Origin of the sequence: Eisenbergiella porci (assembly GCF_009696275.1) — a bacterium.
Taxonomy (GTDB): Bacteria; Bacillota; Clostridia; order Lachnospirales; family Lachnospiraceae; genus Eisenbergiella; species Eisenbergiella porci.
This window is the reverse complement of the sequence record NZ_VUMI01000064.1, coordinates 1-22,301: the sequence shown is the minus strand read 5'-3', so window position 1 is coordinate 22,301 and position 22,301 is coordinate 1. Positions and strand designations below refer to the sequence as shown.

Genomic DNA, 22,301 nt, shown 5'->3' with positions numbered 1-22,301 from the left:
GCGCCGTACAACTTTACTTTTTGCTAAAAATATAAGCTGGCTTGGGATTTGTCTCAAATCCAGCTTTGTTTTTAAATGTACCAGTTAATTTTTTAACAATCAGGAAAGAGGATAAACATAAAAGTATGGGTATAGTATCTGATGACGCTACCATCTTAAAGATTAAGCACGAGGTGCTCACGGAAGTTGCCAAGCTGGCCTTTGCCGGTGAGCTGGATGAAAAAAAAGAGAATATTCCCTATGAAATGATTCCCGGTCCCGAGGCGCATTTCCGCTGCTGCATTTACAAGGAACGTGAAATCATCCGTCAGAGAGTAAGGCTGGCTGAGGGCAAGTGCCCCGGCAACAGAGAAAGCAGCAACATTGTACAGGTTATCAACTCAGCCTGTGAGGAATGTCCCATCTCCTCCGGCTATGTGGTAACTGACCTCTGCCAGGGCTGTCTTGCAAAATCCTGTAAGCAGTCATGTAATTTCGGCGCGATTACCATTGGAAATGATCGTTCCTACATCGATCCCGAAAAATGTAAGAGCTGCGGTAAATGTGCGCAGGCATGTTCCTATTCTGCTATCGTAAAAATCCAGAGGCCCTGTATGAAGAGCTGCCCTGTCAGTGCAATCACCATGGATGAGCACGGCGTATGCCAGATCGACGAATCCAAGTGTATCCAGTGCGGGCAGTGTATCCATAATTGTCCTTTCGGAGCGATTGCTTCCAAGACCAGTATCGTAGACATAATTAACGCAATCCGTGAAGGCAAAAAGGTAGTTGCCATGCTGGCACCTGCCGGCGAAGGCCAGTTCGGTGAGAACATCACCATGGCAAGCTGGAGAACAGCGATGAAGAAGCTGGGATTTGCCGATTTTGTTGAAGTAGGCCTGGGCGGCGATATGACCGCTGCATTTGAGGCAGAGGAATGGGCGGAGAGCTTTAAGGAAGGTAAGAAAATGACTACCTCCTGCTGTCCTGCATTTGTAAATTATATTAAAAAGCATTTCCCGGAACTGGTTGGAAACATTTCCACTACCGTTTCCCCGATGTGCGCAGTATCCAGAATGCTGAAAGCAAAGGATCCCGAAACCGTTACCGTATTTATCGGGCCCTGCATTGCCAAGAAATCCGAAGCGCAGGACAAGAGCATTGAAGGAAATGCGGATTTCGTACTTACCTTCGGTGAAATCCGCGCCATGATGCGTGCAAAGGGTGTTGAACTGGAGCCCGAAGAGAACACCAGCCAGGAAGCAAGCGTATTCGGAAAGCGTTTCGGTAATGGCGGCGGCGTTACGGATGCTGTTGTGGAATGCCTGAAGGAAAGCGGCGAAAGCACGGATATCAAGGTGGCAAGGTGCAGCGGCATTGCGGAATGCAAGAAGGCGCTGATGCTGTTCAAGCTGGGCAAGCTGCCTGAGGACTTCATTGAAGGCATGATCTGTGAAGGAGGATGTGTCGGAGGACCCAGCCGCCATAAAGCAGCGATGGCTGCCAAGAAGGACAGGGATAAACTGATTTCACAGGCAGACGCCAGAGGCGTTCATGAGAATCTGAAAAATTATGATATGGATTCCTTCTCCATGCATCGTTAAAAGCTGACGAAGCACAAGAACCGGCTGCCGTAGGGCGGCAGGGCCTGTACGCCGGCAATGCCTCCGGGGCAGACGAAAATGGAGTGAGAGTTTACAGGAACGATAGTGTTCAGAAAGGAGCCGGTAGTTTACTGGCTCCTTTCTTTATACTACCATGAGGGGGGAGACAATGAAACAGATATGGAAATCACACCGCCTTTCGGGGAACAAGAGGCAGCCCGCGCAGCTGAAATGGAGCATGACCATTCTGATGCTGATGTGCTGGCTTCTGCCGCTGGCCATTTTAACCATGGCCATCCTGTATTACGTGTCTAACCGGTTCTCCGTCCAGATGCAGGATAATATCGAAAAATCCATGGATACGGCGGTGGAAATATGTGAAATGCGGGTGGCCTGAGGATGTGTATTTTACCTACAGGAGCAATTATTATGGCAGCATCAAGGAGTTTGAGAATGAGGCACGTGATATCGTGGCTCAGGTATCGGAGGAAATAGATACCGGTATAGGCTGTGCGACGCAGAAGGATCATCTGTATTGATCCGGAATATCATGACGCCCGCCTATGAACCGTACGCGGTTATTGTTATGGATGTTGACAAAGACAGCGTATTCCAGAGCATTGAGGGAATTCCCTGGTTTGTGGATTACGATGTGAGCATAGATGGACAGTGGATCTGGGAAGGGACTGGGCGGAGGATTACGCCGCCAGGGAAAGCGCAGGAAGAAGCAGCCTGTATCATGAAGGGCGCAGCAATGCATATGTAATCTGTGAGCGGAAAATGGATAATCATATCTCAGACTTCGAAGCAGGTGCAGAACCCGACGTACTGTTCTACTTCAACGGCAACGACTCCAACCCGTTTGTAGAGGCCGGCAAGGTAGTTACCATTGATGAAATCCGTTCCGTATATCCGGACTATGCATCCAACATGAAGGATGAAATGATTCCTGCATGTCCTGCAGAAATATATACAACCATGACACACCGGCCACACATGCATCCGTTCCGGCAGTTCTGGATGATGCAGCAGGAAAAGCATGGGCAGCAGGACTGGCAGATATCAAAGACGTATTTGAAAAAGGCTATTTCTCTGAAAATACCAATACCGCAGAAGCTTCTGAAGTATTCCAGAGCTTTATCGACGGCAAGTCCGCATTCTATGTAGACGGTTCCTGGAAAATTGGCGGTATTGCAGAAGCTACCGAAGATATCGATAACTTTACCGTTACATTTATCCCCGGCGCTAACGAGCGTAAATCCACAGATATCGTCAGCGGACTTTCTTCAGGCTGGTATATTACCATAAATTCAGCATTTTTACCGCCTACAGAAACAGCCTGCTGATTTCCTGCACGGTGGCCGCAGTGGTTATCCTGTTTGCAGGGCTTGCCTCCTATGCGCTGGTCCGTTATAAATTCAAAGGCAGCGGACTGATGAACAGCCTGGTTATCGCAGCCATGATGTTCCCTGTATTTGCAACGATTATTCCCGTATTCCGTATGGAATCCAGCTGGCGCATCGTTAATACCAACAACCTCTGGCTTGCGCTGTTATCCTGCGCGCTGCCGCAGATAGCAGGAAACCTGGCCTTTGCCATCGTGGTGCTTTCCGGCTATATTAAGGGGCTTCCAGTGGCGCTGGAAGAAGCGGCCTACATGGAAGGCTGCAACGCTTACCAGATTTTTTTCAAGGTTATTATGCCGCTGACAAAGCCCTCCTTTGCCACGGTTGGCATTTTCAGCTTCCTTTGGAGCTACAACGACCTGTTTACCCAGACCTTCTTCCTGCGTTTCCCTGCGCACTGGGCAATTACCAGACTGCTGAATGAAATCTTCGGCAGACAGGGTACGGATTACGGCCTGATGGCAGCCGCGGTTTCCCTGATTGTTGTTCCGCTGATTATCGTTTATGTATGCCTGCAGAAATACATCATCAAGGGTATGACCGCAGGAGCCATTAAGGGATAATGCGCAAAAGCTTTTGCTTCGCCTTTCCCAGAGGAATTCTGGAAAAGCAAAAATGAAACAGTTCGGTTCAGCCTTCGGCAGCATTGTAACTGAAATACTGAAAGTACATGACACAGGGGGATAATTCGTATGTACAAGGTGGCGATTGTGGATGATGAACCAGTTATTGTAAGGGGACTTACAATGACGATTCAATGGGAAAAGTACAACTGCCGGGTGGTGGGGACCGCCGGCGACGGACAGGAAGGAATGAAGCTGATTCGGGAAAAGAGGCCGGATATTCATTTCCGATATCTGTATGCCCGGTCTGACTGGTAAATGAAAAATACCCTCCCCATCCCCCACCGGAGCCTTCTCATCCCGGGAGCCAGGACACGGCCCGCTAAGCTGACGCTGCGGGGCTGGGAGGGCTGCCAACAAACAAAATTATTTCACTCCATCCCCATCCAGGATAGCCATGAATTCATCCCCCGTGATGGTTTCTTTTTCGTAGAGGAACTTGGCCAGTTCATGGAGTTTGCCTATATTGCTGCGGAGGATGTCGCAGGCCTTGGCGTGTTCTTTTTTGACCATGGCTACGACGAGCCTGTCGATTTCCGCTGCGGTATGTTCGGAGCAGGCCAGGGAGGTGTCGCCGCCCAGGTATTGGTTGGTGACGGTTTCCAGGGCCACCATGTCGAAATCTTCTGACATGCCGTATCGGGTGATGCAGGCGCGGGCCAGCTTGGTGGCCTGTTCGATGTCGTTGGAGGCTCCGGTGGTGATGCTGTTGAAGATGATTTCTTCCGCAGCGCGGCCGCCGCAGAAGGTGGCGATTTTATTTTCCAGTTCTTCCTTGCTCAGCAGGTTATGTTCGCCCTGATCCACCTGCATGGTGTAGCCCAGCGCGCCGGAGGTCCTGGGGATAATAGTGATTTTGGTGACAGGGGCGGAGTTGGTCTGTCTGGCGGCAACGAGGGCGTGGCCGATTTCGTGATAGGAAACGATCATTTTTTCCCGGTCGCTTAAAATGCGGTCTTTTTTCTGGTAACCGGCAATGACTACTTCCACGCTTTCTTCCAAATCGGTCTGGGTGACGAAGCGGCGGCCTGCGCGGACTGCGCTCAGGGCGGCTTCGTTGACCATGTTGGCCAGCTCGGCGCCGGAAGCGCCTGCGGCCATTCTGGCGATGGCTGCAAAATCTACATTGTCACCCAGCTTTACTTTCTGGGCGTGAACCTTCAGTATGGCAATCCTGCCGTTCAAATCGGGAAGCTCCACCGGCACACGCCTGTCGAAACGGCCGGGGCGCAGGAGCGCGGGATCCAGGGATTCGGGACGGTTGGTAGCGGCCAGGATGAGGACGCCGTTGTTGCTGGAGAATCCGTCCATTTCTGTAAGGAGCTGGTTCAGAGTCTGTTCCCGTTCGTCATTTCCTGAAAAGCCGCCGCCGTCACGTTTTTTGCCGATGGTATCTATTTCATCGATGAAGACGATACAGGGGGCTTTTTCGTTGGCCTGCTTGAACAGGTCCCTGACCTTGGCCGCGCCGGCGCCTACGAACATTTCCACGAATTCAGAGCCTGAAATGGAGAAGAAGGGAACGTTGGCTTCGCCGGCCACCGCCTTGGCGAGCAGGGTTTTTCCGGTTCCGGGAGGGCCTACAAGGAGGGCGCCTTTGGGCATGGATGCGCCGATTTCCTGATATTTTTTGGGATCATGGAGGTAGTCTACCAGTTCGGAGAGCACCTCTTTGGCTTCGTCCTCGCCGGCCACGTCTGCGAATTTAATGCCTGTTTCGGACTGGACGTATACCTTGGCGTTGCTTTTTCCGAAGGACATGGAATTGACGCCGCCTCCGCTGTTCATGATTTTGCGCATCAGGAACTGGCCGATGGCTATCATTACAACGAGGGGCAGAACCCAGGTCAGCAGGAAGGTGACGAGGAAGGACTGCTGTTTTACAATTTCCGTGCCGAAGGTGGCTCCGGATGCATAAAGCCGGTCCACAAGGGAAGGATCTTCCATAGGGCCTGTTTTATAAAAACCGGTGGGTGAATTTTTGTCCGCAAATACAATTTGGTTGCTTTCAATCTGTACCTGGGCGATTTCTTTCTTTTCCATCATTTCAAGAAAGGTGTTGTAGCCGACTTCTTCTACCTGGGCGGACATGAGCCTGGGAAAAAGAAAGGCGTTCAGGACCAGAAGGACAAGCATGGCAATACAGTAATAGTAGAGTAGTGGTTTCTTTGGTGATTTGGCTTCTTGCATAATTTTGCGCTCCTTTTTATTCAGTAACTTGTTCCGGTTCTCTTTAGTTACTCTTACCTTTTATAGTAATTATATATACCGGATTTTGCGGAAGTCAACCAAAGATAGCATTATTTCATAAATTTTAGAGTCTTTTCATGAAGGGGGGACGGGAAGCCGGAGAGGCGGACGGGGGTTGGAATGGGAGGGGATGAGGGCGGTAAATGTGAGGGGGGTGAACAGTTGCATGGTGGGGAAAAAGTACTTTACATCCGGGGGGAAGTAGCATACAATACAGCTAGGTATTGGTTTTGTTTTTTCGTTGCAGGAGCGTTCGGTCTTGGGATTGGAGAGGGGCCGCCGGGAGGCGGTTCTGTTTTTGTTGGCGGAGTTGCCAGCGGGGTGCCGGTGGAGTTGCCGGCGGACGGTGCCGGCGCGGGAAAGCGCGGGTGCGGGGCCGGCTGTGTGGGAAAGGAGATTTTGTATGAGTAATTTGAGCGGGATTTCTGAGTATTTGAATCTGGCTGAGGTGAAGGAGTCGGTGCGTGAGGGCGCGGATTCTGTGAAGAAGCTGATGAAGGAGCCTTCAGGGCTGACGAAAACAGAGATGTCTCTGCTTTTGGCGGTTTTTCTGATGGCAGGGGTTATCATAGGTTTTATCTGGGCGCCGATTAAGAGGGGCCTGATTATTGCCGGTAATGATGTGATTACCGGGGAGGATGAGAAAGAGAACAAAGGAGAAAATGCGTAAAAATGAAAATCACATTAAAAGACGGTTCCGTAAAGGAATATGCGGAGAGCAAAAGTATTATTGAGATTGCGGCTGATATCAGCGAGGGTCTGGCAAGGGCGGCCTGCGCGGGACTGGTGAACGGGAAGGTGGAGGATCTGCGCACGGTGCTTGATGGGGATTGCGAGCTGGCGATACTGACGGCCAGGGATAAGGAAGGGCTGACTGTGGTCCGCCATACGGCTTCCCATGTGCTTGCGCAGGCGATGAAGCATGTGTTCCCTGAAGCCAAGCTTGCTATCGGGCCGAGTATTGATACCGGCTTTTATTATGATTTTGAGCACGAGCCTTTTTCCAGGGAGGATCTGGATAAGCTGGAAGCTGAGATGAAGAAAATCATCAAGCAGGGTGAGAAGCTGGAGCGTTTCACTCTTCCCAGACAGGACGCTATTGCTTTTATGGAAGAGAAGGGCGAGCCTTATAAGGTGGAGCTGATCCAGGATCTCCCTGAGGATGCAGAGATTTCCTTTTATAAGCAGGGGGATTTCACGGATCTGTGCGCAGGGCCGCACCTGATGAGCACCAAGGGGATCAAGGCCTTTAAGCTGACCTCTTCTTCAGGCGCTTACTGGAGAGGGGATTCCAACAGAACCATGCTTCAGAGAATTTACGGAACAGCCTTCAATACCAAGGAGGAGCTGGCCGAGTATCTGGAATATCTGGATAATATCAAGAACCGTGACCATAATAAGCTGGGACGGGATATGGAGCTGTTCGCAACGGTTGACGTTATCGGACAGGGACTTCCGCTTCTGATGCCCAAGGGGGCCAAGATGATTCAGACGCTGCAGCGCTGGATCGAGGATGAAGAGGAGAAGAGAGGCTATATGAGGACCAAGACTCCTCTGATGGCGAAAAAGGATCTGTATATTATTTCCGACCACTGGAATCATTATAAGGAAGGCATGTTTGTGCTGGGAGATGAGGAAAAGGAGGATGAAGTATTCGCCCTCCGCCCCATGACCTGTCCTTTCCAGTATTATGTATACAAGCAGAGCCAGAAATCCTACCGTGATCTGCCCTGCCGCTACGGAGAGACTTCCACATTGTTCAGGAATGAGGATTCGGGAGAGATGCACGGGCTGACCCGTGTGCGTCAGTTCACCATTTCCGAGGGCCATCTGATCGTAAGGCCGGATCAGATCGAGAAAGAATTCCGCGGTTGTGTGGATCTGGCAAAATACTGCCTGACCACGCTGGGCCTGGAAGAGGATGTGACCTATCGTCTTTCCAAGTGGGATCCCAATAATAAGGATAAATATCTGGGCGACGAGGAAACCTGGGATTATGTGCAGAATATGATGCGTGATATTCTCCATCATATCGGCATTGAGTTTACGGAAGAAGACGGCGAAGCGGCCTTCTACGGACCGAAGCTGGATATCCAGGCAAAGAACGTGTATGGCAAGGAAGATACCATGATCACCATCCAGCTGGATATGTTCCTGGCAGAGCGTTTTGATATGACTTATATTGATGCCAACGGGGAGAAGAAGCGTCCTTATATCATCCACAGAACCTCCATGGGCTGCTATGAAAGAACGCTGGCCTGGCTGATTGAAAAATACGAAGGCAAGTTCCCCACCTGGCTGTGCCCGGAGCAGGTGCGTGTGCTTCCTATTTCTGAAAAATATGAGGAATACGCGAAGAAGGTGAACGCAGCGCTGAAGGATAACGGTATTTTAAGCACGGTGGACAGCCGTTCCGAGAAAATCGGTTATAAGATCCGCCAGGCGAGACTGGACAAGCTGCCTTATATGCTTGTGGTGGGACAGAAGGAAGAGGAAGACGGCACGGTTTCCGTAAGAAGCCGTTTTGCCGGCGATGAGGGCGTGAAGCCTTTGGATACCTTCATCAATGATATCTGCAGGGAAATCAGGACGAAGGAAATCCGTAAAATAACGGTGACAGAGGACGGAAAGCCTGCAAAATAAGCCATCCCTTTTTGGCGGCGGCAGTGATTTCACAGCTGGGAAAAATCCGCACGGCGCATATGCGGCGGTTTTTTTCCGGCTGGTCCCTGGTATGACGGAGACGGATAGATGAGTAATGAAAAAAAGACATGGCGGCAGACAGCAGGTATCCTGCTGTCTGTGTGCGCCCTGGGAATGGCCTGCTGCAGTTTGTTTTTATGCTTCAGCAGCGATATCTGGTATGATGAGCTTTTTACGGTGGGCTTCGTTTCACAGCCGGTGGGGCGGATGATTTCGCTTGCGGCCAGGGACGTTCACCCACCGCTTTATTATCTGATTGTAAAGGCTGCTGTGGAGCTGGTGCATTTATTTGCGCCGGGGGCGGATGCCGTAATTATCTGCAAGGTGGTTTCCGTGCTGCCTTATCTGGCGCTGCTGGGGTATTCCCTGACTCTTATAAGGAAGAAATACGGTTGGCTTTGTTCAGGGCTTTTTTCCTTCTGCATCCTGGCGATGCCGCAGATGGCTAACTATACGACGGAAATCAGGATGTACGGCTTTGCCCTGTTTTTTATTACGGCGGCATTCCTGCATGCGGGAGAGCTTTTGGAGGGAGGCGGGAAAAGGCATTGGGCCGCCTTCACTGTTTATGGGATCGCAGCGGCCTATACCCATTATTTTGCGGCGGTTGCGGCGGCGGCGCAGTATGTGGGCGTGGCTGTGCTTTTGTCTGTTAAGAAGAAGGATGAACGGGTGAAGTATCTGCTGGTATGGCTGTTCTGTGCGGGAATCTCCGTACTGGCATATCTGCCCTGGCTGCCCGCGGCCGTTTCCCAGGTGTCCCAGGTGCGGGAAAGCTACTGGATTCTTCCGCTGACCTTAAGCTGCTTCGGCGGCTGCGTAAAATTCATGCTGAAGCCCTCCACCGGGTATCAGCTTTTGGATTACGGCCTGGCGGTGGTCCTTTTTGCTTTGCTGGCGGCTTTCCTTATCCATGCGTTTTTAAAGCGTAAGGACAGGGAACGAAATCCGGGACGGGACGGATATGCTTTTTTGGGCCTCTGCGTGCTGGCGGGGACTGCGCTTTTCGGAATTGCGGTGTCTTTCCTGATGAGGCCGGTTTTCATTTACCGCTATATGCTTCCTGCGGCAGGCTGCTTCTGGTTCTGTTTTTCCTATTTCCTGAGCAGGCAGAAGAAGGCTCTGATGCTGGCGCCTTCGCTGTTGGTGCTTCTCTTTGTGGGGGCGGCTGATTATTCCGCCTTTGTGCAGGGAGAGGTGATGAAAAAAGAACAGATGACGAGAACTGAAGAGGAGCTGGCCAAAATAGGGGCGGAGGATATCGTCCTGTTTAATTTTGACCAGGTGCAGGCCGTAACCGGCTGGTATCTTCCTAGGGAAAGCTATCTGTACGGAGGAACGCCGGAAACGCTGATACGGGAGATGTTCCCGGGAGTATATGCCGTGCCCGGGGAGGAATGGATAGATCAGCAGCTGGAGAGCGGAAAAACTGTGTGGTTCATCGGCAGCGGCCTTGCCAGGGACGGAATCCTTAAGGAATGGCAGAAAAGGGGAATTAAGTCCGTGGAGACTGCGGACAGCTGCCTGTTGGAACGCTACTGGTTCAATATATACCGTCTGGGCCGGCAGCCATGAATAAAATCCTGAAAAAAAGACAAAATAATTCTGAAACCATAAAACAGGTTTATTTTGATATGATTTTTCAGGAGGCAACCAAAAATGGCAGAATTGAAATGTGTAGTAGAAAATTGTACCTATAATAATGACAAGTGCTGCTGCAAGGGCGATATTATGGTAGGAGGCAAGGAAGCGGAGAAGGAAAACGATACCTGCTGCGAAAGCTTCAAGGACAGGACCGGTGAGTCCGCATCCAACGCCATGAATCCCTGCAGGACTATCAGCATCGACTGCGAAGCTGTAAAATGTGTGTATAACACAAATTACAAGTGCTATGCGGAGCATGTGGACATCAAGGGCTGCGGCGCCTGTGACTGCGGTGAAACAGCCTGTGCCACCTTTAAGGAAAGATAGGATGCAGCTGGCAGGCGCTCTTTCAAATCGCCTGCAATGATGTGAATGAATCCCGCCGGCCTTGCCGGAGGTGAAAATCAGAAGCGGAAAAACGTATTATAATGCGTTTTCCGTTTCTTTTTTTGCGCTTGCCGAAATAACGGAATTGGAGATAATGCATATAAAAATAGTATAAAAATGTTATATTTACAGCATTTGGATTGAAATATAATAGAAATTTCAATGATAATCAAAAAATATTCTATATATTACTGAATAAAAATCATATAAACTATCGATATTGACAAACGCAAGGAAACTTGTCAAACAGAAGGGAGAAAAATATGAAGAGAAAATTAGGTTGCATGACAATGGCAGTGCTGTTAAGCTTATCCCTGGCCGCGTGCGGTTCCAGTGAGAAGCCTGCGGCGGCGGAGTCGCCAGCAGCAGGTGCGGAGACAACAGCGGCGGGAACGGAAACCGCGGCGCCGGCCAAAGAAACGACGCCGGCCGACGGGGGAACCGTGGCGAATAAGGATAAACCTCTTGTATGGTTTAACCGCCAGCCCTCCAGCAGCGCTACGGGCCAGCTTGATATGGCGGCATTGAATTATAACAAGGATACCTATTATGTAGGCTTTGATGCCAACCAGGGCGCTGAGCTTCAGGGAACCATGGTAAAGGATTATATCGAGAAAAACATAGACGCCATTGACCGCAGTGGGGACGGCACCGCGACAGCCGTACAGGACGGAAGCCTTGAGATAAACGGGAAGACATACATTGTCCGTGAGCTGGCCTCCCAGGAAATGAAGAACTCCGCAGGAGCCACATGGGATGCGGCTACGGCCGGCAATGCCATCGGGACATGGTCTTCCTCCTTCGGTGATCAGATTGATGTTGTGGTATCCAATAATGACGGCATGGGCATGTCAATGTTCAACGCATGGTCCAAGGACAACAAGGTTCCCACCTTTGGCTATGATGCCAACAGCGACGCAGTGGCCGCTATCGCAGAGGGCTACGGCGGAACCATCAGCCAGCATGCGGACGTACAGGCATATCTGACACTCCGTGTCCTGCGCAACGCCCTTGACGGAGTTGATATCAATACCGGTATCGCCACTGCAGATGCAGCGGGAAATGTCCTGAGCGAGGATGTCTATGTATACAGAGAGGAAGAACGTTCCTATTATGCACTGAATGTTGCGGTTACCGCTGATAACTATCAGGATTTTATGGATTCCACCATGGTTTATGCACCGGTATCCAATCAGCTGGATGAGGGAACAAGTCCTGTAAAGAAGGTATGGCTGAATATCTACAATTCCTCCGATAACTTCCTTGGCTCCACCTATCAGCCGCTTCTTCAGAAGTATGATAAGCTCCTCAACCTTGATGTTGATTACATCGGCGGCGACGGACAGACAGAGTCCAACATTACCAACCGCCTCGGGAACCCCAGCCAGTATGATGCATTTGCCATCAATATGGTTAAGACAGACAACGCAGCGTCTTATACATCCCTGCTCGATCAGTAAGATATAGCAGTGAGAGCCGGACAGGTTATTAGGGAGAAGAAATTCTCCCTAATAATCTCTTTTGGGAAGCAGGCGTTTTTATAACAGAGGAGTAAAAAATATGGCAGAAAAGAAAGATGATATCGTCTTATCAATACTGACCGGAAGGCTTCTGGAGGGAAGCGTCATTCTGGCGGTGGCGGATAACGGAATCGGGATGTCGGAGGAAGAGGTGCGCTTCCTGCTTACGGACAGTGGCAGGCTTCGAAAGCGTGGCTCCGGGGTAGGCCTTGTAAATGTAAACAACCGGATTCAAATCCTGTTCGGAAAAGAGTATGGCCTTACGGTGGAAAGTGAACCGGATGAGGGCACCACCGTCTCTGTCCGCCTTCCGGCGGTTCCGTATACGGAGGAAAATAGAAAAATCCTGGAGAAGGGGCACATATTCAACCGGGAGGAAATGAACGGCAAAGAGAGGTAGAGCAGTCTGCAGAAGCGCTCTGGGGCAGGTGAAAATGAAAAACAGCAAAAAAATGTTTATTCTGGCAGAGGCCCTTCTGGCCTTTATGGTAATTGCCGTGGCGATTATCATGGTGCAGGAGAAAAACGGAAAGGAGCAGGACAGGATTTCCGTGATTATCCAGGGTTCCGAGGATAACCAGTGGGCCGCCTTTCAGTACGGGCTGAAGATGGCGGCGCAGGATCTGGGAATCCGGATGTTTGTTGTCAGCACAGGCGGCGCGTTAACTGTGGAAGAGGAGAAGAGTCTGATTGAGAGGGAAATAGATAACGGCGCCGCCGCGGTCATAGTGCAACCGGTCCCTGGTTCCGAAGAGATGTTAAGGAAAATGGCAAACCGGATCCCGGTGCTGCTGACGGAGCACACGGGGGCCGAAGGCGGCGGTGGGGAACGGCTTCCTGTCGTGGGACCGAATCATTATGCCATGGAAGCCGCCTTGGCGGAGGAACTGCTGAAGGATTACAGTGGGAACCTGAGCGGAAAAACGTTGGGGATTTTTTCCGGGACGGGGGATTCTCAGGCGTCCCTTGAGCGGAGAAGAGGATTCATGGAGACTGTGGGAAAGACGCAGGCCGGTATCAGTTGGTCAGTTTCGGCCCCCTTTTCCGAAGAGGGAAAGGTTCTTTTGAAAGCCCAGCCGGCGGTGGATTTTGTGATTGCATTGGATGACAACAGCTTTACCATGGCCGGTGAGTACGCCGCCGCAAATAATCTGCATGGGGCGCTGGTGTATGGCATCGGTAATTCCACGGAAGCGGTTTATTATCTGGATACGGGCATTGCGGGCTGTCTGGTGGCGCCGGATGAATTCAATGTGGGTTATCAGAGCCTGGCGGAGGCGGCGGGGAGTCTCACCCGTTTTTTCCATAAAATGCAGGACCGGACGGTTTCCTATACCGTCCTTCGCAGGGATACGCTGTTTTCGAAAGAAAATCAGGAAATTATTTTTACGATGAGCCAGTAGGATGATGGGGTAGTGCGCCGAGGATATGATGCAGTGGGAGAAGCTTTATTATGTGGGGGCAAAAGCGAAGCAGTCGGGAGTGATGCAGGGGGAGCTTGCGGCTGAACTGATTCATTCGGACCGCCGGGTGAACCGCAACCGGGACGGAAAGATTCAGTATGTGGTGCTGGAGGGGGAGCCGGGGCATCAGGATTCCATCATCCGCACGGAAAATGCGGTGGATACGCTGAAAAATAACGGGATTGAGCTGGAAAAGCTGAGCTACGGCGTCGCCAACTGGAACCGGGCGCAGGCCCAGAACCGGATGATGCAGATGATCGGCCAGCATTCCAATGAGATTGAGCTGGTGCTTGCGAATAATGATGATATGGCGCTGGGGGCAATTGACGCTTATGCGAAGCTGAATATCACGGAGTCCGCTTTTCCCGTGTTTTTAGGGATTGACGGTACGGATGCGGGGCTGAGGGCAGTAATGGATGCAAAGCTGGCCGGGACCGTCTATAACGATAAGGAGGGGCAGGCCGCGGCAATGGCCAAGCTGGCGGTTTCTCTTGTTTCGGGGAGCGTGCCGGAGGATATGGAATTTGAGAACGGGAGGTATATTTATCTGCCTTACTATAAGGTAACCATCGCCAACGCGGAGGAGTGCCTGGAAAAGCCCGGTAAATAGGGTGGTGGCCTGAGCCTGGGTTACGCTTTGTCCGGCCTGCCCGGGGGCGGCTGGACAAAGCGTAACCCAGGCTCAGGGGCGTAGGGGATTGCGGGCGTAGGGTAGGGAAAAGATGGGTAGGACATAAAAAAATATGAGAAAAAATATGAGAAACAGGTGTTGACATGGATGGGGGGATGTGGTAAAGTAAATGAGTACGTGAGTACAGAACTAGCAAGTAGAGTATCCACTCTCACCCTATAGCGATTGGGCTCATAGGTGTTTATAGGTTCGGAAAAGCCGGCAGGTGGACTGCGGGGTTGAAGGAATTTAGGTGGATAGTCTGGCTATCCGCTTTTTTTGTGTATTTGAGGATGCGGCGGGTGGCGGAGGGAGCCGGGTGGTTCCGGGTTAGCCGGCGGCGGCAGCCGGCCGGGGATGTTGTTTATTTTTATTGAGGACGCACAGAGGGTGCGGATCCGTTTGTTTCTTAGGAGGGAAAAACAATTAGCGAATTATTAATTAACGAACAGATCAGAGACAGGGAGATACGTTTGGTAGGGGAGGATGGTTCCCAGTTAGGAGTTATGTCTGTCAAAGAAGCTATGAAAATGGCAGAGGAAGCGGGGCTTGACCTGGTCAAGATTGCGCCTACGGCGAAACCGCCTGTTTGTAAGATTGTGGATTATGGCAAGTACAGATATGAGCTTGCACGTAAAGAGAAGGAAGCTAAGAAGAAGCAGAGGACAATCGAGATTAAGGAGATCCGTATGTCTCCCAATATCGATACGAATGATATGAATACGAAAGTTATCGCAGCAAGGAAGTTTATCACCAAGGGAAATAAGGTTAAGGTAACACTGCGTTTCCGCGGACGTGAAATGGCCCATATGCAGGCAAGCAGGCATATTCTGGATGATTTTGCACAAATGCTGGCGGATGTGGCGGTAATTGAGAAGGCTCCCAAGGTGGAGGGCCGTACGATGACTATGTTTTTAACTGAAAAGCGTTAATACGTACAGTTAAAATAGATTTTTCACGATAATGAGTACAGGAGGATTTTGTTATGCCAAAAATGAAGACAAGCAGAGCAGCTGCAAAACGTTTTAAAGTTACCGGAACCGGTAAATTAAAAAGATCCAAAGCTTACAAGAGCCATATCTTAACGAAGAAGTCCACAAAGAGAAAAAGAAATCTTAGAAAACCGGCTATTACGGATGCGACCAATGTTAAGAATATGAAAAAGATTTTACCGTATTTATAAGTCGTAAGGAGGAAATTAAGAGATGGCAAGAATTAAAGGCGGCATGAGTGCCAGAAGAAAACATAACAAGGTATTAAAACTTGCGAAAGGTTACAGAGGAGCCAGATCCAAACAGTACAGAGTAGCAAAACAGTCTGTTATGAGAGCTCTCACTTCTTCTTACGCAGGACGTAAGGAAAGAAAGCGTCAGTTCAGACAGCTTTGGATTGCCCGTATTAATGCGGCTGCAAGAATGAACGGCTTATCCTACAGCAAATTTATGTATGGCCTGAAGCTGGCTGGTGTCGATATGAACAGAAAGATGCTGGCTGAAATGGCAGTAAACGATGCAGAAGGATTCTCCACTCTTGCAGAGCTGGCAAAGTCCAAAATTGCATAACAGGAATTTCTCACTGAGAATATTACAGGGCTCTGGGGTGAAAACCGGAGCCTTTTTTCCTTGTGGGATAGTCCGCGGTATGATATAATAAAAAAAGCGGACAGGCTTTGATAGATAATAACACAAAGCCTTAGCCGAAGGAGAAATGGAGGACGTCGATAGATGGAAGTATTGCTTTTGATGGGCGGTATGTTATTGATTATTATTGTTGCTGTTGTTGTTGCAGCGGTTTCTTCCGTTGTTTCGGCTGTGGCTGCAAGCGAAGACGAAGAAGAATTTTAAGAAGAATACAGTAAAAAGCAGACGGTTTGTGCCGCCTGCTTTTTTTGTTACAGTTGATTGTCAGCCAGGTTTATGCGGAGATACGGAGTTTTTGTATATTGCTATAAAAGTAAGAAGGTATTTCCCGCATACAATAGCTATAATGGAGCCGATAATGATTGCTGCTGCCATATTAACACCTCTTTCTTTGTGAAAAATGTATGCTTCTTATTTGCATTATAGCACGTATATGGAAAAAGAGACGAAAAATATGGTTAAGATGTTGTTAAGGCTTTTTACAGGGGCGTCGCAGGCGGCGCATAGACTCTGGCGGCCATTTCCGTATCCAGCAGGTAAAGGCTTTTGGGATCGGTTCCGAACAGCTCCATCTTTTTTACCAGGTCGGAGGCGCTGGTCTCTTCCTCGCCCTGTTCCTTTACGAACCAGTCGAGAAACTGGGTGGTGCGGAAGTCCTTGGCAGAGTAGGCAGAGTCATATATCGTGTGTATCAGCCGGGTGACCTGGCGTTCATGGGCAAGGCCGGTTTTCAGGACATCCATGTTTTCTTTCAGATTGGTTTTCGGTTTTTCGATGGATTCCAGAATGACAGGCATGTCGTTGTTCTGAAGATATTGTATCATCAAAAGGGCATGGTCCCGTTCCTCCTGCGCCTGTACCTTATACCAGTTGGCAAAGCCGTTCAGCCCTTTTTCTACGAAAAAATTGGAAAAATCCAGGTACAGGTAGGCGGAGTAAAATTCCATGTTAATCTGATGGTTGATTAATTCAGCTATTTTTTTATCAAGCATTGTCTTCAGGCCCTTCTTTCTTTATTTGTAACTGTTCAGGACAGCGCATCTTCCTGCATGGATCTGCCATTCAAGAAGCATCGGATGTTATCCGGTGTGAATATGTTACCTATATAATAGGAGTTTTCTCTTTACGGAGGGCTTTTATACAAATGTGGACAGGTGACCACATATATCCGTCTTGCAGCCGGGGAGAAAGCTTTATATGATGGAATCAGAATAACTGTCCAGAAAATTTACAGGAGGTTTGTCAAATGGAGGAATTGTTATACGGGGCGGCATATTACGACGAGTATATGCCCTATGAACGGCTGGATAAGGATATCAGCATGATGAAAAAAGCGGGGATTAATGTAATCAGAATCGCGGAGTCAACCTGGAGTACGGAGGAGCCGGAGGAGGGAGTGTTTGATTTTTCCCATGTGACAAAGGTTCTGGATGCCTGCGAACGGGAGGGGCTTTATGTGATCGTGGGCACTCCGACCTATGCGATTCCGGCATGGATGGCCAAGGCCTATCCGGAGGTCATGGTTACGGACAGGAGCGGCAGGAGGCCTTATGGCGCCAGGCAGATTATGGATATCACCCACCCGGCCTACCGCTTTTTCGCGGAACGGATTATCCGCAGGCTGATGGAGGCCGTTTCAGGCTATCGGTGTGTCATTGGTTTTCAGCTGGATAATGAGACAAAGCATTTCGGTACGAGCAGTGAGAATGTGCAGCAGATGTTTGTGCGGTATATGCGGAAAAAATACGAGGGGGATCTGGAGCGTTTTAACCATGATTTCGGACTGGATTACTGGAGCAACCGGATTAATTCCTGGGAGGAATTCCCCAGTGTGACGGGGACCATCAACGGCAGCCTGGGCTGTGAGTTTGAGAAGTTCCAGAGACAGCTGGTTACTGATTTCCTGAAACGGCAGGCGGAAATTGTCGGGGAGTATAAAAGAGCGGACCAGTTTATTACCCATAATTTTGATTTTGCATGGAAGGGGCATTCCTATGGGGTGCAGCCGGATGTGGATCATTTTAAGGCGGCGGAGGCGGTGACCATTGCAGGCTGCGATATCTATCATCCCAGCCAGGACAAACTGACCGGGAAGGAGATTGCCTTTGGCGGCGATCTGACCAGATCCCTGAAAAAGAACAATTATTTCCTGATTGAAACGGAGGCGCAGGGCTTCCCGGAGTGGACGCCTTATGAAGGGCAGCTTCGTCTGCAGGCCTTCAGCCATCTTGCCAGCGGAGCGGATTCCGTGATGTACTGGCACTGGCATTCCATACACAATGCCTGCGAAACCTATTGGAAGGGTCTGCTCAGCCATGATTTTGAGGAAAATGCGGTGTACCGTGAGGCCTGCCGGATTGGAGGGCAGTTCCGTGAGCTGAACCCCAGCCTGCTGCATCTGAAAAAGGAAAATAAAGCGGCAATTATGGTGAGCAATGAAGCGCTGACCGCCCTGAAATGGTTCCCGTTTCCCGGAAACGGCGCAAACAGGACAGATTATAATGATGTGGTCAGATGGATTTATGACGCGCTGTATGAAATGAATATTGAATGTGATTTTGTGAGCACGCAGGAGGAAGAGCTTTCGCGCTATGACGTCCTTTTTGTGCCAGCCCTTTATTCTGCACAGGAAGACTGCCTTAAGAGGATAAGGGATTTTGCCGGACAGGGAGGATGTGTGATAGCAACCTTTAAAACCGCTTTCACCGATGAAAACGTGAAGGTGCGCACTCAGGTGCAGCCGTATCTGCTGAGGGACTGCTTCGGGGTGAAGTACCACCAGTTCACGGCGCCTTCGGGAGTGAAGCTGGCGGGAGATTCCTTTGCGCTTACGGAAGAGGAAAGAAATGCGGAGCTGTTCATGGAGCTGCTGGAAACGGAGGATGCGCAGGTGATTTCCGGGTACGATCATTATGCCTGGAAAAAATATGCGGCGGTCATCCGTAAGGACTTCGGCAGGGGGCTGGGGATTTATTTTGGCTGCATGACTTCCCCGGCGTACCTGAAGGCGCTGCTGGCCTCTTTATGGAAGGAAAAGGGCTGGTGGACCTGGAAGCAGGAGATTTCATTCCCGCTGGTGATCAGAGAGGGAACGAACGGTAAGGGAAACAGGATTACTTACTATCTGAACTATTCCGGAGAAGCAAAGGAGTGCGTCTGCGGGGGAAGCGGCAGGGAGCTGTTTTCCCGAAAGGCGGTAACGGAGGGAGAAATCCTGACTGTTGCACCCTGGGATCTGCTTATTGTGGAAGCGTAATATTTTTATTAACTTCCCGGCCGTCTGTTATCAGGCGGCCGGGAAAGCCGTGTGTAAGGACGGAGAAAGGCTCCTGGTATGACAGCGTGCAGGCGTTATTCCATGCTTTATGGAGTTATCCCATGCTTTATGAAAAGGGAACCTCAGGTTGTCAGAATGGCAGGCAGCGGTTGGTGGCGTCATAATTATGCGTCTGATACAATGGAATTGTGCTGAAGCGGCTTTCAGACACAATAAAAAAGAAAACAGGAGGATGCAGCGATGCCGACAATACGTTTTTCAGCAAATCTACAGAAATACAGGAAGCTCCGGCATATGTCCCAGGAGGAACTGGCGGAGAAGCTCCAGGTGACCAGGCAGGCGGTGGCAAAGTGGGAAAGCGGGGCAAATTACCCGGATATTCTCAACCTTACGATGCTGGCAGGGCTGTTTGGGGTTACGGTGGATGCGCTTATATATGGGATTGACTGCCCCGGATCCGGTTCCCTGTCCGATACCGGCGGGGTAGGGGACAGGGGAATCCGGCAGGCGGTGGATTTCCTGCTTCGGGCGAAGCGGCAGACCTATGCCGGGAATGGCGGGGAGGAAAAAGAACCCTGCAGGCCGGGCACCCATGATTTCCGTTATGAGGAAGAAGATTATTTTTATTTGGACACGTATCTGGGAGGGCGGCTCTTCACCGGAGAGGAAGCGGTCTGGCAAAAGCGGGAAAAGGCAGCAGTACCGATTTGGTCAATGAATTATTCCGGCCGCACGCTGGCCGACAGCTTCGATACAGGCTTCCTGAAGGAAGCGCTGGGCCTTGTGGATGAAAAAAAGCCTTTCCGGGGCCCTGCGCTTTACCGGAAAGGCGAATACCTGTACCACTGTTCTTCCTGCGGCAGTTTGGAATGGTTTCAGGGACAGGAAGAAATTTATTATGGTACCATTAAAATTTATGAGTGCGTTTTTCATGGAGGGGCTGTTGCATAGCCCCTCTTTTTTTATAATATGACGGTTATTCGTGCAGTTCCAGGGGCAGGCCGTCGGGATCCTTAAAAAAGGTCATTTTTTTCCGGGTAAATTCATCGATCCTTACAGGCTCCGTCTCAATCCCCAGCCCGTTTAATTCCCTTATTGTGTCCTCAATGCAGGAAACGCGGAAGGCAAGATGCCTCAAACCGCAGGCCTCCGGATAGCTTGGACGCGCCGGGCTGCCGGGGATGGCAAAAAGTTCAAGCTCACAGTCGCCCAGCCTCAGGTCCAGCTTATAATCACCTCTGGCTTCCCGGTAATTTTCACGGATAATTTCAAATCCCAGCAAATCCACGTAAAAATGCCGGGAAGCCTGATAGTCGGAACAAATCAGCGCAACATGGTGTATCGTATCCAGTTTCATAAGATTCTCCTTTTATAAATGTAGTAGGGCAAAGAAATTCTACGGATTTTCCAGTGCCTTCCAGAAACAGGAAAACACGGAAATAACCGAATTTAAGTAAATTATACTATGTTTCTGTATTTTTTATCAACATCCTTTTCGTTGACAAAGCGGAATATTATTTCTATACTTAACTCAGAGACAGATGTATGGAACAAACTGTGACATGGAAGAAGAGGGGCTATGGAAGAGAAAAGGATTGTCAGCATTAATATGTTCGGAGGGTTTTCCGTTTCCTGCGAAGGCATGCCTGTTGCTCTGGATTATGCCAACACCACAAAGATGATGCAGCTTCTCATCAGTGTGCTTGCCGCCGGCAAGGAAGGTATCCCCAGAAAAGAGCTCATCAGCCGGCTTTATGGAAATGATGAACTGGAAGATCCGACTGTGACTCTCCGGGTCAATGCCCACAGGCTCCGTAAATACCTGAAGACGACAGAGTGCTTCGGGGATGCGGATTGCATCAAAATTAAAGCGGGAAGCTATTTTTGGGACAGAGAAGAACTGCCGGTGGTGCTGGACACGGAGGTTTTTCTTAAAACTGCCGGCTTGGCTCTCAGGGAAACGGACGAGGATAAAAAAATCACGCAGCTGATTCATGCCTGCCATATTTACCAGGGAGAGTTCCTTCCTGAGCTTGCAGGGGAAGAATGGGTGGCCGTAACCGGTATGGACTATCAGAAATTATATTTTGACTGCCTGAGGGAAGCGGAGGAGCTTCTGAAAAACAGAGGACGGTTTGAGGAACTGCTGGAGCTGGGCGCCCGGGCCTGCCGTATATATCCGTATGAAGAATTTTATCTGATTCAGATAGACTGCCTGATGTCGCTGGGGCGTTTCAAGGAAGCCATGGATGTTTATGAAAAGGCCACCTTCTTCTATTTTGAAGAACTTGGGCTGAAGCCGTCGGAAGAGATGATGGAACGCTTCCATGCCATGAGCGATAAGGTTCAGTTCAGGGCTGCAGTGGTAACGGATATCAAGGATGGACTACAGGAGGAAAAGGAGAAATACGGCGCGTATTTCTGCACCTATCCCGGTTTTATGGACTGTTATCATATCGTATGCCGCATGATGGAGAGGAATGGCCAGGCGGCCTTCCTGATGCTGTGCACCATGGTAGACCGGGAGGGACTGCCTCTGACAGATGAGAACAAGCTGGAAAAATATATGGAGAAGCTGAAGCAGGCGATTGGTTCCTCACTGCGCAAAGGGGATTTTTACACCCGCTACGGCGCCAACCAGTATCTGATTCTGCTGATCGGTCTGCACCAGGAAGACAGCGCTATCATTCAGAACAGGATAGACAGCCGTTTCCTCAGCTTTGGCCTGAAGGCCCGGGCTGCCATAGAGTACAAGGTACAGCCTGCATCCGAAGAAGAAAGACCCGGAGAAGAGCTATCGTTCAGACAGGCCGGCGCTCTTTGGAGCTGACAGTAAACAATTACATAAAAGAAAAGACAGAACCGTCCGGAGAAAATCCGGGCGGTTTTTTTGGTGTGCCCGGTGGGCACACGTTCTAACGGGTGAAAGTCCCCAATCCGCCCGGCAGTGGGAAGGATACAGCCGAAGCCAATGGTGTCCGCCGTGAGACGGAATCTGAAGAAAGGATTAGGTTATGAAAAGTAAGTTATTATGCAAAGTGGAGCCCACACTTTGTTGATTATATAAAGTGTACGGGCTCTTTAGACTTTGCATAATTCGGAAGAACTCCTTACAGCGATTTCAACCAATCAAGA

The 22,301-nt window shown here is 50.0% G+C and carries 23 protein-coding genes and 2 pseudogenes; 22 read left to right on the top strand and 3 right to left on the bottom strand.

Going from position 1 to position 22,301, the window contains the following annotated elements:
* The first annotated feature begins 131 nt into the window (after window positions 1-131).
* The 7 genes from FYJ45_RS25230 (at window position 132) to FYJ45_RS25200 (ending at window position 3,870) form a co-directional block, all read left to right on the top strand.
* Window positions 132-1,583 carry a 4Fe-4S dicluster domain-containing protein gene (locus tag FYJ45_RS25230; RefSeq protein WP_276893123.1) on the top strand — a complete coding sequence of 484 codons (1,452 nt, stop codon included), beginning with the start codon at window positions 132-134 and terminating at the stop codon, window positions 1,581-1,583.
* Window positions 1,584-1,752: 169 nt separating this feature from the next.
* Window positions 1,753-1,980 (top strand): hypothetical protein, encoded by a 228-nt coding sequence (locus tag FYJ45_RS25225; RefSeq protein ID WP_154467843.1) that lies wholly within the window; start codon window positions 1,753-1,755, stop codon window positions 1,978-1,980.
* The gene (locus tag FYJ45_RS25220; protein WP_154467842.1) at window positions 1,961-2,122 is read left to right on the top strand and encodes a hypothetical protein; all 162 of its coding nucleotides are present in this window, start codon (window positions 1,961-1,963) and stop codon (window positions 2,120-2,122) included. The genes FYJ45_RS25225 and FYJ45_RS25220 overlap by 20 nt, the downstream gene beginning before the upstream one ends.
* Window positions 2,119-2,349, top strand: coding sequence for a hypothetical protein (locus FYJ45_RS25215; RefSeq protein ID WP_154467840.1), 231 nt, complete (start codon window positions 2,119-2,121; stop codon window positions 2,347-2,349). Before FYJ45_RS25220 ends, FYJ45_RS25215 begins: the two co-directional genes overlap by 4 nt.
* Window positions 2,350-2,536: 187 nt before the next feature.
* Complete coding sequence (locus tag FYJ45_RS25210; protein ID WP_235931012.1) at window positions 2,537-2,929, top strand: type 2 periplasmic-binding domain-containing protein; 393 nt, start codon at window positions 2,537-2,539, stop codon at window positions 2,927-2,929.
* Window positions 2,930-2,949: 20 nt separating this feature from the next.
* Complete coding sequence (locus tag FYJ45_RS25205) at window positions 2,950-3,552, top strand: carbohydrate ABC transporter permease (RefSeq protein ID WP_320620609.1); 603 nt, start codon at window positions 2,950-2,952, stop codon at window positions 3,550-3,552.
* Between the two features lie 129 nt (window positions 3,553-3,681).
* Complete coding sequence (locus FYJ45_RS25200; RefSeq protein ID WP_235931011.1) at window positions 3,682-3,870, top strand: response regulator; 189 nt, start codon at window positions 3,682-3,684, stop codon at window positions 3,868-3,870.
* Between the two features lie 108 nt (window positions 3,871-3,978).
* On the opposite strand, the gene ftsH is transcribed toward FYJ45_RS25200, so the two are convergent.
* On the bottom strand, window positions 3,979-5,802 hold the full coding sequence (gene ftsH, locus FYJ45_RS25195; protein ID WP_154467838.1) for an ATP-dependent zinc metalloprotease FtsH: 1,824 nt from the start codon (window positions 5,800-5,802) through the stop codon (window positions 3,979-3,981).
* A gap of 180 nt (window positions 5,803-5,982) precedes the next feature.
* Here ftsH and FYJ45_RS25190 point away from each other — a divergent pair, with 180 nt between their 5' ends.
* The 12 genes and pseudogenes from FYJ45_RS25190 to rplT all read left to right on the top strand — a co-directional run bounded on the left by FYJ45_RS25190 (window position 5,983) and on the right by rplT (window position 15,811).
* On the top strand, window positions 5,983-6,273 hold the full coding sequence (locus FYJ45_RS25190; RefSeq protein WP_154467836.1) for a hypothetical protein: 291 nt from the start codon (window positions 5,983-5,985) through the stop codon (window positions 6,271-6,273).
* Window positions 6,266-6,532 (top strand): hypothetical protein, encoded by a 267-nt coding sequence (locus FYJ45_RS25185; RefSeq protein WP_021639686.1) that lies wholly within the window; start codon window positions 6,266-6,268, stop codon window positions 6,530-6,532. The genes FYJ45_RS25190 and FYJ45_RS25185 overlap by 8 nt, the downstream gene beginning before the upstream one ends.
* Window positions 6,533-6,534: 2 nt before the next feature.
* Entirely contained in the window at window positions 6,535-8,505 is a 1,971-nt protein-coding gene (thrS, locus tag FYJ45_RS25180; protein WP_154467834.1) for a threonine--tRNA ligase, read from the top strand.
* A 108-nt stretch (window positions 8,506-8,613) separates the two neighbouring features.
* A complete protein-coding gene (locus FYJ45_RS25175; RefSeq protein WP_154467832.1) occupies window positions 8,614-10,140 on the top strand; it encodes a hypothetical protein in 1,527 nt (508 codons plus the stop codon).
* Between the two features lie 84 nt (window positions 10,141-10,224).
* Window positions 10,225-10,536 carry a DUF1540 domain-containing protein gene (locus FYJ45_RS25170; RefSeq protein WP_154467830.1) on the top strand — a complete coding sequence of 104 codons (312 nt, stop codon included), beginning with the start codon at window positions 10,225-10,227 and terminating at the stop codon, window positions 10,534-10,536.
* Between the two features lie 323 nt (window positions 10,537-10,859).
* Complete coding sequence (locus FYJ45_RS25165; RefSeq protein WP_154467828.1) at window positions 10,860-12,056, top strand: substrate-binding domain-containing protein; 1,197 nt, start codon at window positions 10,860-10,862, stop codon at window positions 12,054-12,056.
* Window positions 12,057-12,144: 88 nt separating this feature from the next.
* A pseudogene (locus FYJ45_RS25160) lies at window positions 12,145-12,516 on the top strand (sensor histidine kinase); the annotation flags it as partial.
* 34 nt (window positions 12,517-12,550) lie between these two features.
* Complete coding sequence (locus FYJ45_RS25155; protein WP_154467827.1) at window positions 12,551-13,519, top strand: sugar ABC transporter substrate-binding protein; 969 nt, start codon at window positions 12,551-12,553, stop codon at window positions 13,517-13,519.
* Window positions 13,520-13,535: 16 nt separating this feature from the next.
* Window positions 13,536-14,189 (top strand): annotated as a pseudogene (locus FYJ45_RS25150) (substrate-binding domain-containing protein); the annotation flags it as partial.
* A gap of 485 nt (window positions 14,190-14,674) precedes the next feature.
* On the top strand, window positions 14,675-15,181 hold the full coding sequence (gene infC / locus FYJ45_RS25145; RefSeq protein WP_276893125.1) for a translation initiation factor IF-3: 507 nt from the start codon (window positions 14,675-14,677) through the stop codon (window positions 15,179-15,181).
* A gap of 53 nt (window positions 15,182-15,234) precedes the next feature.
* Window positions 15,235-15,432: a 50S ribosomal protein L35 gene (gene rpmI, locus FYJ45_RS25140; RefSeq protein ID WP_021639700.1), complete on the top strand. Its 198-nt coding sequence runs from the start codon at window positions 15,235-15,237 to the stop codon at window positions 15,430-15,432.
* Between the two features lie 22 nt (window positions 15,433-15,454).
* Window positions 15,455-15,811 carry a 50S ribosomal protein L20 gene (rplT, locus tag FYJ45_RS25135; protein ID WP_154467823.1) on the top strand — a complete coding sequence of 119 codons (357 nt, stop codon included), beginning with the start codon at window positions 15,455-15,457 and terminating at the stop codon, window positions 15,809-15,811.
* Between the two features lie 557 nt (window positions 15,812-16,368).
* Here rplT and FYJ45_RS25130 read toward each other — a convergent pair.
* Window positions 16,369-16,881, bottom strand: a complete 513-nt coding sequence (locus FYJ45_RS25130; protein WP_154467821.1) for a ferritin — start codon at window positions 16,879-16,881, stop codon at window positions 16,369-16,371.
* A gap of 254 nt (window positions 16,882-17,135) precedes the next feature.
* Between FYJ45_RS25130 and FYJ45_RS25125 the strand changes: the two genes are divergently transcribed.
* Together FYJ45_RS25125 and FYJ45_RS25120 are read left to right on the top strand one after the other, a co-directional pair.
* Complete coding sequence (locus FYJ45_RS25125) at window positions 17,136-19,145, top strand: beta-galactosidase (protein WP_154467819.1); 2,010 nt, start codon at window positions 17,136-17,138, stop codon at window positions 19,143-19,145.
* Between the two features lie 261 nt (window positions 19,146-19,406).
* Window positions 19,407-20,117 (top strand): DUF5680 domain-containing protein, encoded by a 711-nt coding sequence (locus tag FYJ45_RS25120; RefSeq protein ID WP_154467817.1) that lies wholly within the window; start codon window positions 19,407-19,409, stop codon window positions 20,115-20,117.
* 25 nt (window positions 20,118-20,142) lie between these two features.
* Here the strand turns inward: FYJ45_RS25120 and gloA2 are convergent, their stop codons facing one another.
* On the bottom strand, window positions 20,143-20,523 hold the full coding sequence (gloA2, locus tag FYJ45_RS25115; RefSeq protein WP_154467815.1) for an SMU1112c/YaeR family gloxylase I-like metalloprotein: 381 nt from the start codon (window positions 20,521-20,523) through the stop codon (window positions 20,143-20,145).
* Window positions 20,524-20,745: 222 nt separating this feature from the next.
* Between gloA2 and FYJ45_RS25110 the strand changes: the two genes are divergently transcribed.
* On the top strand, window positions 20,746-21,996 hold the full coding sequence (locus FYJ45_RS25110; RefSeq protein ID WP_154467813.1) for an AfsR/SARP family transcriptional regulator: 1,251 nt from the start codon (window positions 20,746-20,748) through the stop codon (window positions 21,994-21,996).
* Window positions 21,997-22,301 lie beyond the last annotated feature (305 nt).

Excerpts from the sequence above, each read along its gene's own strand:
- FYJ45_RS25155 (WP_154467827.1), top strand. The coding sequence starts at position 12,551 with ATGAAAAACAGCAAAAAAATGTTTATTCTGGCAGAGGCCCTTCTGGCC.
- FYJ45_RS25130 (WP_154467821.1), bottom strand. The coding sequence starts at position 16,881 with ATGCTTGATAAAAAAATAGCTGAATTAATCAACCATCAGATTAACATG.
- FYJ45_RS25200 (WP_235931011.1), top strand. The coding sequence starts at position 3,682 with ATGTACAAGGTGGCGATTGTGGATGATGAACCAGTTATTGTAAGGGGA.
- gloA2 (WP_154467815.1), bottom strand. The coding sequence starts at position 20,523 with ATGAAACTGGATACGATACACCATGTTGCGCTGATTTGTTCCGACTAT.
- rplT (WP_154467823.1), top strand. The coding sequence starts at position 15,455 with ATGGCAAGAATTAAAGGCGGCATGAGTGCCAGAAGAAAACATAACAAG.
- FYJ45_RS25185 (WP_021639686.1), top strand. The coding sequence starts at position 6,266 with ATGAGTAATTTGAGCGGGATTTCTGAGTATTTGAATCTGGCTGAGGTG.
- FYJ45_RS25175 (WP_154467832.1), top strand. The coding sequence starts at position 8,614 with ATGAGTAATGAAAAAAAGACATGGCGGCAGACAGCAGGTATCCTGCTG.
- ftsH (WP_154467838.1), bottom strand. The coding sequence starts at position 5,802 with ATGCAAGAAGCCAAATCACCAAAGAAACCACTACTCTACTATTACTGT.
- FYJ45_RS25225 (WP_154467843.1), top strand. The coding sequence starts at position 1,753 with ATGAAACAGATATGGAAATCACACCGCCTTTCGGGGAACAAGAGGCAG.
- FYJ45_RS25165 (WP_154467828.1), top strand. The coding sequence starts at position 10,860 with ATGAAGAGAAAATTAGGTTGCATGACAATGGCAGTGCTGTTAAGCTTA.
- FYJ45_RS25170 (WP_154467830.1), top strand. The coding sequence starts at position 10,225 with ATGGCAGAATTGAAATGTGTAGTAGAAAATTGTACCTATAATAATGAC.
- thrS (WP_154467834.1), top strand. The coding sequence starts at position 6,535 with ATGAAAATCACATTAAAAGACGGTTCCGTAAAGGAATATGCGGAGAGC.
- FYJ45_RS25125 (WP_154467819.1), top strand. The coding sequence starts at position 17,136 with ATGGAGGAATTGTTATACGGGGCGGCATATTACGACGAGTATATGCCC.
- FYJ45_RS25190 (WP_154467836.1), top strand. The coding sequence starts at position 5,983 with ATGGGAGGGGATGAGGGCGGTAAATGTGAGGGGGGTGAACAGTTGCAT.
- FYJ45_RS25110 (WP_154467813.1), top strand. The coding sequence starts at position 20,746 with ATGGAAGAGAAAAGGATTGTCAGCATTAATATGTTCGGAGGGTTTTCC.
- FYJ45_RS25210 (WP_235931012.1), top strand. The coding sequence starts at position 2,537 with ATGTCCTGCAGAAATATATACAACCATGACACACCGGCCACACATGCA.
- rpmI (WP_021639700.1), top strand. The coding sequence starts at position 15,235 with ATGCCAAAAATGAAGACAAGCAGAGCAGCTGCAAAACGTTTTAAAGTT.
- FYJ45_RS25120 (WP_154467817.1), top strand. The coding sequence starts at position 19,407 with ATGCCGACAATACGTTTTTCAGCAAATCTACAGAAATACAGGAAGCTC.